The organism is Adlercreutzia sp. ZJ242 (assembly GCF_011038995.1).
Lineage (GTDB): Bacteria > Actinomycetota > Coriobacteriia > Coriobacteriales > Eggerthellaceae > CAAEEV01.
Genome location: NZ_JAAKEE010000033.1, coordinates 1 through 13,900 on the forward strand (window position 1 = coordinate 1; position 13,900 = coordinate 13,900).

Consider the following 13,900-nt stretch of genomic DNA (forward strand, 5'->3'; position numbering starts at 1 on the left):
GAGGTCACCGCCCCGACCCGCCTGCGCGGGTCTGCGAGGGGCCCCGCCCGAGCCGGCGACAAGCCTGAGCTAGGGCATGCGCGACGCGCAGCCGGGATGACACCGTGTCAGCCGGGGGCGGGGCCCCGCCTTCCCTGCATGATACGCCCGGGAAGGCGACTCCATGTTATATAGGATGACGCGGATGAAAGGCGGCCCACTGGCGCGCCTAGATCCTTCGGCTCGCTCCGTTCGCCCAAGATGACATGAGGGGAAAAGACAGGCGGCCTGCGACGTTGTGTCGCAAGCCGCCTGTCATCAGCTCGGCATATGTCGCTGCGAAAGCCCTACCGCTCCCCGACGCCGAGGGCTACGCGGGGGGCGGCGAGCTCGTTTTCGACACCCACCGCCTGGCAGGCGCCGCAGCCGGTGCACTTCTCGAAGGTGCAGTCGGGCGTGGTCTGGCCGCGCTCCGCGCGCTTGCGCTCGAGCGCCAGGAAGCGCGTCGACACGCCGCACGAGATGTGCGCCCAGGGCATCACGTAGCTCGGGTCAAAGGCGGCCTGCGCGACGTGCTCGGGGTCGAGCCCCAGCTCATCGGCCGCGTCACGCCACGCCTGCTCGCAGAAGAGCTCCGTCCACGCGTCGAAGCGCGCGCCGCGCCGCCACGCGCCCTCCACCAGGTCGGCCACCTCGCGCCCGCCGCGGCTCATGACCGCCTCCACGAAGCTCGTCTCAGGGTCGTGGTAGCGCACGTCGACGGCCTTGTACTTCACCGAGCGCTTGAGGATGCCCACGCGCCGCAGCGTCTCCTCAGGCGAGATCTGCCCGTCCCACTGGAACGGCGTCTGCGCCTTCGGCACGAACACCGCGCACGACACGCTCACGCGCACGCTGCCGCGCTGCTCGGGCGGCACGGCGGCCTTCGCGCGGTCGTACGCGCGGCTGGCCAGGCTCGCGATCCCCTTGATGTCGTCGTCGGTCTCGGTGGGCAGCCCGATCATGAAGTAGAGCTTGCAGCGCCGCCAGCCCGCCGCGAAGGCGGCGTCGATGGCGCCGAAGAGGTCCTCCTCGGTGACGTTCTTGTTGATTACGTCGCGCAGGCGCTGCGTGCCCGCCTCGGGCGCGAACGTGAGGCCGCCCTTCTTCTGCCCGGCCACGAGCCCCGCCATCTCCACGCCGAACGAGTCGAGGCGCTGCGAGGGCACCGACACGCGGATGCCGCGTCCCGCGCACGCCGCGTTGACGCGCGTGAGGATGTCGGCGATCTGCGAGTGGTCGGTCGAGGAGAGCGAGGTCAGGCTCACCTCGTCGTACCCCGTCTCGTCGAGGCCGCGCACCACCGCGTCCACGATGTCGTCAGCCGGCCGCTCGCGCACGGGGCGGTACATCATCCCCGCCTGGCAGAAGCGGCACCCGCGCGCGCAGCCGCGCAGCACCTCCACGTTGAGGCGGTCGTGCACCACCTCGGTGTAGGGCACCACCGTGGGCTCCCACGCGCTCGAGGCGGAGAAGCCGGCGAACACGCGCTTGTCGACGCGCGCGGGCACGCCCGGCTCGACGGGCTCGACCCAGCTGCCCGCCGCCTGCGCCTCCTCCTCGCTCCGCCAGCGGTACAGCGACGGCACGTAGGTGCCGGGGACCTGCGCGAGAGCGTGCAGGATCTCGGCGCGCGTGGCGCCGGCGACGCGCAGCTCGCGCGCGAGCAGCAGAAGCTCGGGGACCGCCTCCTCGCCCTCGCCCACCGAGATCACGTCGAAGAACGGCGCGTAGGGCTCGGGGTTGTAGGCGCAGGGGCCGCCGCCGAACACGAGGGGGTCGTCCTCGGCGCGGTTCGTCGCGCGCACGGGCAGGCCCGCGAGGTCGATCACCTCGAGCACGTTGGTGGCGGCGAGCTCGTGGGGCAGCGTGATGCCGATCACGTCGAACTCGGCGAGCGGCGCGCAGCTCTCGAGGGAGAACAGCGGCAGGCCCTCCTCGCGCATGATCCCGATGAGGTCGACCGCAGGCAGGAACGCGCGCTCGGCCATGAGGTGCTCGGTGGCGTTCACCGCGTTCACGAGGATGCGCACGGCCTGGTTCGCCTGCCCGAGCTCGTAGGTGTCGGGGTACACCATGCAGAAGGCGAAGTCGGCGCCCTGCTTGTAGGTGCAGCCCCACTCGTGGTTCAGGTAGCGCGCCGGGCGCTCGACGCGCGCGAGCAGAGGCTCGAGGCGCGGCCACAGATCGGTTCTGAGCATGGGACCCCTTCGCTACTTCGCGCGCAGGCGGGCGAACGCCGCCTGGGCCGCGTCCTTCGCCACCGCAAGCGTGCGCTGCCCCGCCGGCGTGGCGGCAGCGGCGCTGGCCATGTCGACGGCCTCGTCGCGCGCCTTCTGCACCACGCTCGCGAAGCCCACGATGTCGCCGCCGGCCTCGAAGTACTCGATGGCCGCGCGCCCCATGGCGACCGTGCCCGCGTACCCCACGCCCGCGCGCACGGCCCAGCCGAGCACGGGGACGGCGCCGGCCACGCTGCGCGCCACGTTGCGGCAGAGGAACGCGCCGCCCACCACGGCGGCGAGCTCCTTGATGCGCTCGCCGTTGAGGGGGCAGCCGTAGGCCGCGGCGATCTGCAGCAGCATCTTGGCCTGGTTGAGCGTCATGACGGGCATGTCGGCGCCGGGGATGATGAGCACGAGGCCCACCGCGCCGTTCTGCAGCGCCGTGGCGTTCACCGCGTCGATGGACAGCGGGCGGCGCACGAAGGGGAAGGCCAGCGCGAAGGCGAGCTTCTTCGGGGAGCACGCCGCGATGATCCACTCGCCCATGCGGCGGTCGAGCGCAGAGGCGGCCTCCTCGTCGAGCTCGTAGGGCTCCGCGGCAGCGGCCGTCTCCGAGCCCTCGGCGCCTGCGCTCGCAGCCTCCGGGCCCGCAGCGCCTGCGGATCCCCCGGCACCCTCGCCCGCGCCCGCGGCGCGCAGCCCCACGCGCGCGGCCAGCTTGCCCGCCGCCTCGCCGGCGCGCGACGACGCGCGCACGGGCGACACGATGTCGCCCTCGGGGATCGGCGTGCCGAACGCCTCGGCCATGTCGCGCACGAGGTCCGGCATGGTGGTCGCCACCATCACGGGGATGCCCGCCTCGCGCAGGCGCGCGGCCTGCGCCCCTATGAAGTCGGAGGTGCCCGCCACGATGACCGCCATGTCGTCGGCCTCGTAGGGCACCACGGGGCGCTCGTCGAGGTAGCTGATGGTCACGCGCGTGTGCCGCCCCGCGCTCGCGAACGCTGAGCGCACATGCCCCACCACGTCGCCCGGGGCCTCGTCGTCGATGAGGACCGACACCGCCAGCGGCGTCTTCGCGGTCGTCTCGATGTCAGTCGCCGCCTTGATCACGGCGGGAATGTCAACGGGCAGTTGCATAGTTGCCTCCCTTCCCGAGGGCGCTCTCATGGGACCACACCGAGCCGATGAGCCCCAGCATCACAAAGTTCACCACCATGAACGACGAGCCGTAGCTCACGAACGGCAGCGGGATGCCCGTGATGGGCATGAGCCCGCAGCACATGCCCACGTTCTCCAATATCTGGAACAGCCACATGCCCACGATGGCGCACACCACCAGCATGCCGAACAGGTTGTCGCAGTTCCTCGCTATGGACAAGCTTACCAGAATGAGCGCGACGTAGAGGGCGAGCAGGGCCATCGCGCCCACGAAGCCCGTCTCCTCCGCGAGCACGCAGAAGATGAAGTCGGTGGGAGCCTCGGGCAGGAAGCCCATGGTCGACTGGCTGCCGCTCAGAAGCCCCTTGCCGAAGAGCCCGCCCGAGCCGATGGCGATCTTGGCCTGCGCGAGGTTGTAGCCCTCGTCGGTCATGCTCGTGCCGTCCTGGTCGAGGAACACGAGCAGGCGGTTGCGCTGGTACTGCTTGAGCAGGCGGTACTCCCACGCGCCCGAGTCGGTCTGGTACTTCAGCAGCTCGTCGACGGCGAACACGCAGGCCACCGCCGCGATGCCGGCCGCCAGCGTGATGAGCAGGTACTTCCGCTTGGCCCCGCCCATCACGAGCACCGTGCCCGAGATGAACAGGTACACGAGCCCCGTGCCCAGGTCAGGCTGGGTCATGATGCACAGAAACGGGATGGCGAGCAGGCCGAGCACCTTCACGTACTCGCGCGCGTCGTCGAGCGTGCCGCCGTAGCGCGCCACGAGGCTCGCCGCGAACAGCACCACCGTGACCTTCGCGAACTCGCCGGGCTGCACCTGCATGCCGATGTTGATCCACGAGGTGGCGCCCATGGTGGTCACGCCGATCACCGGCAGGTGCGGCGAGAGGATGAGCACCACGTTCACCACGAGGAAGGCCGTGGTCATGTTCGCGAGCCGGCGGTAGTCGAAGCGCCACACGAGCGCCATGAGGACGAGCCCCGCCGCCACGCCGGCGAGCTGCTTGGTGAAGCTGTAGTCGACGTCGGTCTCCACCGCCGACCAGCAGATGACGAGGCCGAACGTGACGAGCACCGCGACGATTGCCACGAAGGGGACGTTCACCCACCGCAAGATCCCCGCCTGCGGGCGGGCGGCGGAGGAGCGCTTCACGTCAGGCATGCGCAGCGCGTCGATCTGGGGAAGCCGTGCCATGGTCTGCCTCCCTTCCCTAGTCCGTGCGGCCCGTGCTGCCGGTGAACTTCACCGCGACGGACTTGCCCGTCGAGCCGGCCACGCGCTTGACCTCGCCGGGCTCGCCCGCCTCGGCGCGCATGAGCGTGCCGAGCACCGCCGCCACGATGGGAGCCGCGGTGCTGGAGCCGGAGCCGCCCTGCTCGACGATGCAGGTGACCACGTAGTGCGGGTCGTCGTAGGGCGCGTACGCCGCGAACCACGCGTCGTCGGGGCGGTCGGTGTGCTCGGCCGTGCCCGACTTGCCCGCAGCCTCGAGGCCCTGCGCTCCGAACAGGCGCGCCGGGCCTGCGTTGTCGGTGATCACCCCGCGCAGCGCATCGCGCACGTAGGCCAGGTGCTCCTCGTTCACGTCAGGCTCGGAGACCACCTCCGCCAGCGCTTTCACCACGGCGTCGCCCTGGGCGTTGCGCACCTCCTTCAGCAGGTGCGGGCGCATGATCTTGCCCGTGGCGATGCCGCCGTAGGCGCAGGCCAGCTGCAGCGGCGTGACGAGCACGTCGCCTTGGCCGATGATCATGTTGGTGTAGTCGCCGCCGCGCCACACCGCCTCGGAGGGCACGTTGCGCCACTGCTCGGCCTTCCACTCCGGCGTGGGGATGCGTCCCGCGAGCTCGCCGTCGAGGTCGACGCCGGTGGTCTTGCCGAAGTTGTACTTGGCCAGGTAGTCCTGGAGCGCCGTCTCGGACAGCTCGTCCGTGCCGCTCGGGCCGTGGTCGTAGAACGCCTTCGCGATCTCGTAGAACACCACGTCGCACGAGTTCACGACGCCTCCGTGCAGGTCGAGCGTGCCATGCCCGGCATGCAGCCAGCACTTCTGCACGTCGCCCGAGCCGAAGCCGTCCCACGAGCCGCCGCACGCCCAGGTGCTGTCCTTCGTGGCGAACCCGTAGTGCAGACCAGCCATGGAGGTGAACGCCTTGTAGGTCGACGCGGCCGCGTACTGCCCGGCCACGGCGCGGTTGGTGAGCGGCGAGTGCGACTCCTCGGTGGTGTAGAGGTCCCAGATGTCCTGCGAGATGCCGCCGGTGAAGTTCGCCGGGTCGAACGTGGGGTAGTTCGCCATCACCATGACCGAGCCGTCGCGCACGTCCATGGCCACCACCGAGCCGGCCACGCCCTCGCCCGTGCCGATGTCGCCCTTGGGCGCGATGGTAGAGGCCAGGAGCGAGTCGGCCATGTACTGGGCCGCCGCGTTGATGGAGAGGTACACGTCCGAGCCCTTCGAGGGCTGCGTCTCGCTCACGACGTCCGCCACGTTGCCCTTCGCGTCCACCATCACCTTGCGTTGGCCGTGGTCGCCCGAGAGCACGTTGTCGTAGTACGCCTCGACGCCCGACAGGCCCACGGTGTCGGTGGCCTTGATGGTGCGTCCGTCGACGGGCGTCTTGAGCAGGTCCTCGGTCGGCGCGCCGGTGTAGCCGAGCGCATGCGCGCACAGGGCGCCGAAGGGGTACTCGCGCACCGTGCGCGACTCCACCGACACGCCGGGGAAGGCGTCGGCGTGCTCGGAGATGAAGGCCACGTCGCGCAGGCGCACGTCTTCCGCCACCACGCGCTGGCTCTGCGCGCCCGCCGCCGTGTCGCTGATGCGCTTGCGCACGATGTTCGCGGGCAGGCCGAGCACGGCCGACAGGCGACGCACCACGTCGTTGTCGCTGATCACGTCGGGGTCGGCCAAAACCGTCTGGCTCGCGCGGTTGGTCACGAGCGCCACCCCCGTGGCGTCGTAGACGCACCCGCGCGGCGCGGGGGTCGACACGGTGGCGTAGAGGTTCTCGTCGGCGTCGGAGGCGTACTGCTCGCCCGACATGACCTGCATGCCCCACAGGCGCGTGGCGAGCGCGACGAAGATGCCGGCGGAGAGCACGCCGAGGCCCGCGAAGCGGCTCGAGAGCGAGTCGCTCGGCTTCTTCGCGGCGGCGGCGTCAGTGGGCACGTGCACCTCGCCCGCGAGCGCGGACTTCGCGCTCGACTGCTTCTCGAAGGGAGACGAGCCCACGCCGACGGTGTCGAGCTGAGCTACCTGCTTGCCCGAGCCCGCCTTCGGCGCGGCGTTGTTGGAGCGCACCACGAGCACGGCGATGACGACGGCGATGACGACGAGCGCGGCGATGACGGCCGCGATGATGGCTGTGAGCATTCCGCGCACCTCCTCGCTAGAGTATCGTGGGCGTTTTGGGCTGCTGGGTGCCGCGACGGGCAATGAAGCGCATGACGAGCGGGAACATGACGAGCCCGACGACGGCGTCGTAGAGCGCGCACGGCAAGCCGCGGTAGACGAGCGCCTGAAGCGGGCTCACGTCCATGCCGCACACCATGAGCAGCACGCCGTAGAGCAGCTCGACCGCGAGCGACGAGGCGAGCAGCATCGCAAGCGGCATGAACAGGGTGCCGTTGTCCACGAGCGCCGAGGCGCGGGAGAGCAGAAACGTTGCCAGAACGAGAAGAAGCGCGCACGCCCCCACCGGGCCGCCGCCGATGAGGTCGAACAGGAGGCCGAGCACGAACGGCATGACGAGCCCGCACGACTGCGCGCGCGTCACGGCGACCACGAGCGCGTAGGCCAGCATGAAGTTCGGCACCGCCGCGAACAGCGCGATGTGGGGCGCCACGACGACCTGCAGGAGCACGGCTATGACCGCGCCTACGCCCGTGGCTATGCGCTCGCCGTTGTCCATGCTACTGCCCACCTCCCCCGTTGCCGGCCGCCGAGCTGGCAGAGCCGGCAGAGCTGGAGCTGCTCGAAGCGTTGCCGCCCGAACCGCTGCCCGCGTCGCTGCCCGAGCTGCCCGAGCCGCCGCTCGCGCTGTCGGCTGCGGCGCTCTTCACCACGATGACCTCCTCGAAGGAGGTGGCCTGCTCGTTCGGCGACACGATCACGCGCCGCGTGCCGTCGTTGGCGTTGCCGTCCACGCGCACGATGGTGCCGATGAGCAGGCCGCGCGTGTAGCTCCCGCCCAGACCGCTCGTGAGCACCACGTCGCCCACGGAGAGCGTCACGTCGGCGTCGACGTTCTCCAAATACAGCAGGCCCGCCAAAGAGCCGCGCACCACGCCCTCGGCGCGCGAGGACTGCACCACGGCGGCCGCGCCCGACTGCGGGTCGGTGAGCAGGCGCACCTCGGCGGAACCCGGGCTCGCCGACACCACCTGGCCGACCACGCCCGCGGGCCCCATCACGGTGAGGCCCGGCTCCACGCCGTCGGACGTGCCCACGTCGATGGTCACGCGCTGGTTCCACGCGTCGGTGGAGCGCCCGATCACGCGCCCCGACACGCCGTCGACCTGGTACTTGCTCTTGAGCTCGAGCAGGCCGCTCAGGCGCTCCGCCTCGAGGCGGTACTCCTCGGCCTGCGTGACGAGCTCGGTGAGCTCGGCGTTGCGCTCGCGCAGGGCCGTGAGCGTCTCCTCGGAGGCCGTGGCGTCGGCCACCGCCTCAGCGGCGCCCTCCCCCGCCGCGCCGACCGCCGTGCCCGCCGCCTTGAACGGCGCGGCGACTCCCGCGAACGCGCTCTGCACCGCGTGCAGGGGCCCGCCGGCGCCTTCGCGCGCGTAGATCGTCATGCACGCGACGGAGACGACCACGAGCACGACGAGAAGCACCCGCGTGGCGGATGCCGATCCTCTGTCTTGGAAGTTCAACGCCATGCGGAGACGCGGAGCCCTATTTGGAGCGCATGAGCGTCTGGCGCAGCGCCGTGGGCGTCTCGAGCACCTTCAGGCAGCCCGACACCACGTTGGTGAGCGCCGTCTCGGACACCCACACGGGGATCTCGAGCTTGTCGGTGAGGTAGCGGTCGAGGCCCGACAGCAGGCCGCCGCCGCCCGTGAGCAGGATGCCGTTCTGGATGATGTCCGAGGCCAGGTCGGGGTTGGTGGTCTTGAACGTGTCCTTGATGTGGATGACCATCTCCTCGATGGGCGCCTGCAGGGCCGCGCGCACGTCCTCCGACTGGATGGTGACCTCCTTGGGCTGCTCGGTGTAGACGTCCTGGCCCGAGATGATCATGTCGCGCTCGCGCCCGTCCTCGAACGGCAGGATGGAGCCGATCTTGATCTTGATGATCTCGGCCGTGCGCTCGCCGATCTTGATGCCGAGCAGGTCGCGCAGGTGCATGGCGATGGCCTCGTCGAGGCGGTTGCCCGCCAGGCGCAGCGAGCTGGAGGTGACGATGCCGCCGAGCGAGATGACGGCCACCTCCGTGGTGCCGCCGCCGATGTCGACGACCATCGAGCCCGTCGGCTCGGTGACGGGCAGGTCAGCGCCCATCGCGGCCGCCATGGGCTCCTCGATGAGGTAGGCCTGGCGCGCGCCGGCCTGGATGGCCGCCTCGAACACCGCGCGCTTCTCCACCGAGGTGGCGCCGCACGGGATGCAGATGACGATGCGGGGCTTGGGCTGCCAGGGGTACTTGCGCTCGGACGCCTTGTTGATGAACGCGGAGAGCATGGCCTCCGTGACGTCGTAGTCGGCGATCACGCCGTCCTTCAGCGGATGCTCCGCCGAGAACGCGTCGGGCGTGTGGTTTATCATGTTCTTGGCCTCATGGCCCACGGCGAGCACGCGGTGCGTGCTCTTCTCTATGGCGACGACCGAGGGCTCGTTGATGACGATGCCCTCGCCCGTGATGGCGACAAGCGTGTTGGCAGTGCCGAGGTCGATGGCCATGTCGGCGGACATCTGACCGGTCAGACTCGAGAACGCGTCTAAGAAGGACATGCGAAATTACCCTTCTGATTGGGTCGTACAGATAGACTAAAATTCTATCATAGCCCCTCAACCGCAGGTGAAAATCCACAGGGGGAACAATCCTCGCGCACGCGCGCGGCGCATGCGCGACGCAGGCCGCATGCGCGCCCGAGAGCGCCTCGCACGACGCGTTCCGCTCGCGCGCCCGAAGGCGCCCCGCCAGCTCAGCGCCGCGGCCTGCCGCAGGCGCAACCAGCGGCGCGCTCGCGCCTCCCTAGTGGACGCTGCAGCTCAGGCAGGGGTCGTAGGCGCGCACGAGCTTCTCCACCTCGAGCTGGATGACCTCCTGCGACTCCCCGGCCGAGACGAGCTTCCCGGCGAGCTGGCGCATGTCGGCCTCGAGGTTCGCGATGTTCTGCGCCGTGGGCGTCATGATGCTCGCGCGCAGGACGCGCCCGTCGTCGTCGAGCTCGAGCTCGTGGAACAGCGCGCCGCGCGGGGCCTCCGTGAACCCGACGCCGCGGCCCGCGCGCACCTCGAACGCCGCCGGCTCGCTCGAGCCCGCGAACGCCGCGCCCGCCGGCTCGGCCAGGCGCCGGCACAGCGCCGCGCACCGCTCGAGCGCGTCCACGATCTCGACCGCCTGCGCCACGTTGTTGGCGAACGGGTTGTACTCGGGCGGGCGCAGCCCCGCCTTGGCCGCCGCGAAGCGGGCCGTGCGGGACAGCTCGCTCCACGAGGCGTTGATGCGCGCGAGCGCCGCCGTCATGTAGGGCGCGCCCGTCGCGCGCACGCGCGCGCAGAACGCCGCCGAGTGGCCCACCGCGTACTCCTCGATGGCCTCGTCCACGCGGGCGGCGTCGAACTCCACGCCGCTGCGCACGAAGCGCGCCGTGTCGGAGTCGATCACCGGGTAGGCGCCCGGCGCCACCATGGCGAGCATGTCGCCCTCGGTCTGCACGTCGATCACGTCGAAGTCGTTGAACAGGTCGACCGCGGCCAGCGCGAAGGGCTGCGCGGCCTCGAGCTTCTCGGCCAGCTCGAGGTACTCGTCAGACGAGATCTCGTGCGTGAAGCCGCCCACCACCGCCGTGATGGGGTGGATGGAGCGCCCGCCTACCTTCGTGCACAGCTCGTTGCCGAGCGCCTTCAGCGAGAGCGCGTCGTCGAACAGCTCCGGGTTGGCGTCGGCCAGCGGGAACACGCTCTTGTGGCCCAGGAAGTCGGGCGCGGCGAACACGAACAGGTGCGTCGCGTGGTTCTGCAGGTAGCTCCCGTACACCAGAAGCTCGCGCAGCGCGCGCGTGCGGTCGGACACCTCGACGCCGAAGGCCTGCTCGATGGCGCGCAGGTCGGTGACCACGTGGCTCGACGAGCAGATGCCGCACACGCGCGAGGCGATGTAGGGCACCTCCTCGAAGTAGCGGCCGCGCACCATGCTCTCGAACAGGCGCGCGGGCTCCACCACGGCGAGCTCGCACGAGGTGACCTCGCCGTTCTCGATGACCAGGCGGATGTCGCCGTGCCCCTCGATGCGGGCGACGTGATCCACGGATATGGCGGTTTTGCTCATAGCTCAAACGTCCTTCACTCGTGCGGCAGCTGACGTGCGCAGCTGGCAGCTAGGCGGAAATGGCGGGGTTTGTCTGGTTGAACATCTCGAGCGCCTCGTCGAAGCGCGCCACCGGCACGCCCGAGCGCTCGCAGACGCGCCGCGCGCCGGGCACGTTCGCGTCCGGCGAGAGGCCCGCGCACCCGTTGCAGGGGCGCCCCAGGTTCGGGCAGCGCGCGCCGCAGCCAGAGCGCGTCACCATCCCCAGGCACAGCGTCTCGCGGCCGTAGAAGCAGCCGCGCTCGTTGCGCTTGCACTCGCCGCACAGCGTCGAAGTGCGGCGGAAGCTGTTCGAGCCGTAGAGCGCCTGCTGGAGCACACGCACGAACTCGAGAGGGTCGACCGGGCAGCACGCCACCTCGAAGTCGACGTCGATCACCGAGCTCACCGGGCGCGGCGCGCACATGGTGCCGCACGCCTCGGGGACGTGCTCGCCGTACACCTGCACGGGGCGCGTCAGGTAGCCCTCCGCTGCCATGCCGGGGATGCCCGCCGTGGCGGCGCACGCGCCGATGCTGATGACCGCCGACGCGCGGCGGCGCACCTCGAGCAGCGTGCCCACGGCCTCCTCGGTGGTGACGGCGCCCTCGACGACGGCCACGTCAAACTCCTCCGGCATGGGCTCGGAGTGCGTGAGCTGCCAGTAGCGCAGGTCGATCTGCCCGAGCACGTCGACGAGGTGGGCCTCGGCGTTCGTGATGTTGATCTGGCAGCCGAAGCAGCTCGCAAGCCCCACGAATACCACGCGCGGCATGCGCGCCCCCTCGGCGCTGTTCGTCAAGTTCTGCATTTACATCGACCCCTGAATGTTCTTGGCTTCCCAGTAGTTGAACACGGGCCCGTCGATGCAGCAGTACTGGTGCCCGATCTGGCAGTGGCCGCACTTGCCCATGCCGCACTTCATGTGCCGCTCGAAGCTCATGTAGATGTGGTCGTAGCTGATGCCCTTCTTGCGCATCTCCTCGACCACGAACTTGTACATGACCGGAGGCCCGCACACCGCGCCGTACGTGCTCGACGCGTCGATCTCAAGGTGCTCGAAGGGCTTGGTGACCAGGCCCACCTCGCCGTCCCACGTCTCGTCGGGATGGTCGACCGTCAGATACAGGTCGAAGTCCTTGCGGTGGCGCCACATCTCGAACTGGCTGCGGAACATCACCTCGGAGGGGCTCTTCGACCCGTAGATGATGGTGACGCGCCCGAACTCGGAGCGCTCGTCGTGGATGTTGTTGATGAGCGAGCGCAGAGGCGCGATGCCGAGGCCGCCCGCCACGAGCAGGATGTCGTGCCCCTTCATCTGCTCGAAGGGAAACGGGCGCCCGTAGGGCCCGCGGATGCCCACGATGTCGCCGCACTGCATCTGGTGCAGCCGCTCGGTGAACGTGCCGGCGCGGCGCACGCACAGCTCGATGAAGCCGCTCTTCGACGGCGAGCTCGTGATGGAGATGGGCGCCTCGCCCACGCCGAAGATGGACACCTCCACGAACTGCCCGGGCTCGTGGTGGAACGCGTTGCGGATGCGCTCGTCCACGAGGCGGAACTCGAAGAGCTTCTCGGTGGCGGTGAGCTCGGTGATGCTCGTGATGCGCGCCGGCCACGGGCGGTACGGGTTCGCGCGCATCATCTCGGCGCCGGTCTGCGGCGCGCCTGAGTCGCGGAAGGGGCGCACGACCACGCTGGTGCTCCTAGGCATTCTCGGCCCCCTTTCGCTCGAAGAACCTCAGCACCTCGATGGGCGAGATGTCGGCCTTGCAGGCGTACACGCAGCGCCCGCAGCCCACGCAGAGGTTGCGGTCGTGAGCGGACAGAAAGCCGTTGAGCTTGTGGTACATGCGGTGGCGCACGCGGTTGCGCCCGTCGGCGCGGAAGTTGTACCCGCCGGCCACCTGCGCGAACTGCGGGCTCGTGCAGGCGTCCCACACGCGCTCGCGCCGCCCGGACTTGCCGTCGGGGTCGAGCGTGTCGCAGATGTCGAAGCAGTAGCACGTCGGGCACACGCTCGAGCACGCCGTGCACGAGAGGCACCGCCCTCCGAGCTCCTCCCAGAACGGGTCGGAGTGGAAGGCGTCCATGAGCATGGGGATCTCCTGGATGTCGGGGATCTCGGGGTTGAACGCGGCCTGGCGGCGGCGCGTGGCCTGGCGGAACGCGATGCGGTCCTCGTCGGTGGCCTCGCGCGGGCTGCACGCGCTCTCGAGGATGTTGGCCGCCTCGACGCTGCCGATGGACACCAGGTAGCGGTCCCCGATGTCCTGCAGGAACAGGTCGTAGCCGTTGCGCGCCTCGTCGGAGTCGAGCAGATGGCAGAAGCAGCCCTCAGACGGCATGCAGCTCACGCCCACCACCATGGTGGCCGCCTTGTGCGCCTCGTAGTAGGGGTCGGGGTAGCGCGCGTCCTCGAACACGCTGTTCAGGCAGTTCAGCGCGTTGATGTCGCAGGCGTGCGCGCCGAAGAGCACGCGCGGCTTGACGCGCATCTCGAAGTCGCGCACCTCGTTGCCGTCCTTGTCGAACTCGAACAGCGTCTCACGCGGGGGAAGGTAGTACTTCTTGAGCGACGTGATGGTGGTCGGGTAGTCGAGCACGATGTCGTCGAACGACTCGATAACCTCGAAGGCATAGCTGCGCCCGCTGCGCACAGGCGCCACCACCTCATACGTCTCCATGAAAGCCGACACCAGCGAGGGAAGCTCGCTCGCATCGATGACTCGATAGAGCATACGCGCGTGTCCTTGTCTCGTCTTGGGGTTGTCGCGTGACCCCATGATAAACCCCGCGCCTGCTCACGGCCCGCAACATTCTGCCTAGCGGCCAAAACGAAAAGGCCGACGCCTCGAAAGAGACCTGATCGCCACCGGCAAGGTCACGTCCGATGGCCGCTTGAAGACAGCGAGAGGCCCTGAGGCGCCCGCCATTGCCGTGAAAGCGCAGCGAAGCGTACTTCGTACGTGAGC

11 protein-coding genes are annotated in these 13,900 nt (G+C 69.8%); all 11 read right to left on the reverse strand.

Features of this window, described 5'->3' with window-relative positions:
• Window positions 1–326: 326 nt before the first annotated feature.
• A complete protein-coding gene (locus G7Y49_RS08295) occupies window positions 327–2,219 on the reverse strand; it encodes a TIGR03960 family B12-binding radical SAM protein (protein WP_165172855.1) in 1,893 nt (630 codons plus the stop codon).
• A 12-nt stretch (window positions 2,220–2,231) separates the two neighbouring features.
• Window positions 2,232–3,383, reverse strand: coding sequence for a YcjF family protein (locus G7Y49_RS08300; protein ID WP_165172857.1), 1,152 nt, complete (start codon window positions 3,381–3,383; stop codon window positions 2,232–2,234).
• Window positions 3,367–4,602, reverse strand: a complete 1,236-nt coding sequence (gene rodA, locus G7Y49_RS08305; protein ID WP_165172859.1) for a rod shape-determining protein RodA — start codon at window positions 4,600–4,602, stop codon at window positions 3,367–3,369. The genes G7Y49_RS08300 and rodA overlap by 17 nt, the downstream gene beginning before the upstream one ends.
• Before the next feature lie 16 nt (window positions 4,603–4,618).
• Window positions 4,619–6,784: a penicillin-binding protein 2 gene (gene mrdA / locus G7Y49_RS08310; RefSeq protein WP_165172861.1), complete on the reverse strand. Its 2,166-nt coding sequence runs from the start codon at window positions 6,782–6,784 to the stop codon at window positions 4,619–4,621.
• Window positions 6,785–6,800: 16 nt separating this feature from the next.
• Window positions 6,801–7,322: a rod shape-determining protein MreD gene (gene mreD, locus G7Y49_RS08315; RefSeq protein WP_165172863.1), complete on the reverse strand. Its 522-nt coding sequence runs from the start codon at window positions 7,320–7,322 to the stop codon at window positions 6,801–6,803.
• A 1-nt stretch (window position 7,323) separates the two neighbouring features.
• Window positions 7,324–8,292: a rod shape-determining protein MreC gene (gene mreC / locus G7Y49_RS08320; RefSeq protein ID WP_165172865.1), complete on the reverse strand. Its 969-nt coding sequence runs from the start codon at window positions 8,290–8,292 to the stop codon at window positions 7,324–7,326.
• A gap of 16 nt (window positions 8,293–8,308) precedes the next feature.
• Window positions 8,309–9,364, reverse strand: a complete 1,056-nt coding sequence (locus tag G7Y49_RS08325) for a rod shape-determining protein (protein WP_165051415.1) — start codon at window positions 9,362–9,364, stop codon at window positions 8,309–8,311.
• 244 nt (window positions 9,365–9,608) lie between these two features.
• Window positions 9,609–10,907 carry a Ni/Fe hydrogenase subunit alpha gene (locus G7Y49_RS08330; RefSeq protein WP_165172867.1) on the reverse strand — a complete coding sequence of 433 codons (1,299 nt, stop codon included), beginning with the start codon at window positions 10,905–10,907 and terminating at the stop codon, window positions 9,609–9,611.
• A 49-nt stretch (window positions 10,908–10,956) separates the two neighbouring features.
• Window positions 10,957–11,736 (reverse strand): NADH:ubiquinone oxidoreductase, encoded by a 780-nt coding sequence (locus G7Y49_RS08335; protein WP_165172869.1) that lies wholly within the window; start codon window positions 11,734–11,736, stop codon window positions 10,957–10,959.
• Window positions 11,737–12,639, reverse strand: a complete 903-nt coding sequence (locus tag G7Y49_RS08340) for an FAD/NAD(P)-binding protein (protein WP_165172870.1) — start codon at window positions 12,637–12,639, stop codon at window positions 11,737–11,739. It lies immediately after the preceding gene.
• Window positions 12,632–13,666, reverse strand: a complete 1,035-nt coding sequence (locus G7Y49_RS08345) for a 4Fe-4S dicluster domain-containing protein (protein WP_165172872.1) — start codon at window positions 13,664–13,666, stop codon at window positions 12,632–12,634. Before G7Y49_RS08345 ends, G7Y49_RS08340 begins: the two co-directional genes overlap by 8 nt.
• Window positions 13,667–13,900: the final 234 nt, after the last annotated feature.